The following is a 1590-nucleotide window of genomic DNA, read 5'->3' as shown; positions in this document are numbered from 1 at the left end:
CGACCCATCAGCGTATGCGGCGGCAGCGCCGCGGCTGCGTCGGCTTCGGCCGTGCGCAGGTCGGCGACGCGCAGCAGCGCGATCGGAGCGGAATCGGGAAGCGGAAGGGTAACGGTCATCGCGGGGTCATCGCCGGGTCGCGGCGGCTGGCAAGGCGGCCGCCGGGGACGGGCCCCGCGGCGGTCAGGTCGTGAAGCGCCCGGCGCTTAGCGCGGCGAGCGTGTCGGCGCGCCAGTGCTGCACGTCGCCGCCCAGGTAGTCGGTCACCACTTTAGCAGACCCGCATGCGAGCCCCCAGCCGGCCGGGCCATGCCCGAAATTGACGAATACACGCGGATGCGGGGTCGGACCGACGACCGGCAGGCCGTCCGGCGACAGCAGTTGCGTACCTTGCCAGGACAGCGCGGCCGAGATCCTCGCGGCACCGGGCACCCAGTCGTGGACGGCCTGGCCGAGCAATGCGAGCGCGGCCTCGGACAGCGGCTCGGCGAGCGGCTTCGCAGTGTCGGGCAGGCTCTGCAGCACGGCGCCGCCACCGACGCGCAGCCGCTGGTGGGTGCGCGTGATCGAGATGCGCTTGATCGAATCGATGACGTTCAGGTGCGGCGCATGTTCTTCGTAGGCGACCGGCGCGGTCAGCGCATGGACCCGCACCGGGTGCAGCGGCAGGCGCCAGCCGAGGCGGTCGAGCAGCGGCAGGCTGCCGGCGCCGGCGGCGACCACGATTGCATCGGCGGAAATCACGTCGACGTCGCGGGCGTTCGACGCGTGGCGGTCGCCGGGCGGGACGAGCTCGACCGCTGCGCGGCCGTTGTCGACGCGGATCGCGGCGACTTCCGCGCCGAAGCGGAACTGCACGCCGTGCTCGTCGAGCGTCTGCTTGACCAGTTTCGCGAACAGCGGGCAATTCCCGGTGCGTTCGGTCTCGAGCAGCACGCCGCCGGCGAAACCGGGCTCGGCCGGCACCGACGGCTCGAGTGCCGCGCATTCGTCTGCGGAGAGCACGCGGTACGGCTGGTCGAGCGTGCGCAGCAGGTCGAGCGCGGGCTGCATCGCTTCCCAGTCGCGCGGATCGCGCACGACGTGCAGGATGCCGGGCTTCTGCTCGAACTCGAGCTCGAGGCGCGTCTCGATGTCGGCGAGCGCGTCGCGCGACGCGTCGATCAGCGGCCGCAGCCGCGTGTACTGCGCGGCGAACGCGTCGGGCTCGCGCAGCCTGCCGAGCTGCTTGACGAAGCGCCGTACGCCGCCGTTGAAGCCGGGCTTGTAGACGATGCCGCTGTCGCGCGGCTGGCGCTGGCGCATGAAGGTCGGGCCGAACCAGACGTCGAGCGGGCTCGGCAGCAGCGCGCCGCCGTCGCCGTAGGTCGCACCCTGCGCGACGGTCGCGTGGCGTTCGACCACGCATACGCGATGGCCGGCCGCGCGCAACTGGTAGGCGGTGGCGACGCCGCTGATTCCGCCGCCGATGACGATGACATCCATGGATTGCTTCGATGACGGGCGGCGCGCAGGCGCTGCCCGGTGAGAATTCGCTGAGGGCCCGGGCCCGGTGAACCCGGAATGATAGCGCCAAAATCGCGGGAACCG

General features: G+C 72.0%; 1 protein-coding gene. It reads right to left on the bottom strand.

The features are described 5' to 3' along the window. Nucleotides 1-183: 183 nt before the first annotated feature. Nucleotides 184-1485 carry an FAD-dependent oxidoreductase gene (locus DPV74_RS41275; protein ID WP_027787163.1) on the bottom strand — a complete coding sequence of 434 codons (1302 nt, stop codon included), beginning with the start codon at nucleotides 1483-1485 and terminating at the stop codon, nucleotides 184-186. Between the last annotated feature and the right edge of the window lie 105 nt (nucleotides 1486-1590).

Source organism: Burkholderia sp. HAN2018, assembly GCF_024704855.1.
Taxonomy (GTDB): domain Bacteria; phylum Pseudomonadota; class Gammaproteobacteria; order Burkholderiales; family Burkholderiaceae; genus Burkholderia; species Burkholderia cepacia.
Note: the sequence above shows the minus strand (reverse complement) of the source record. Positions and strands in the feature narration are given on the sequence as shown.

Coding starts and splice junctions, on each gene's coding strand:
- DPV74_RS41275 (WP_027787163.1), bottom strand. CDS start 1,485: ATGGATGTCATCGTCATCGGCGGCGGAATCAGCGGCGTCGCCACCGCC.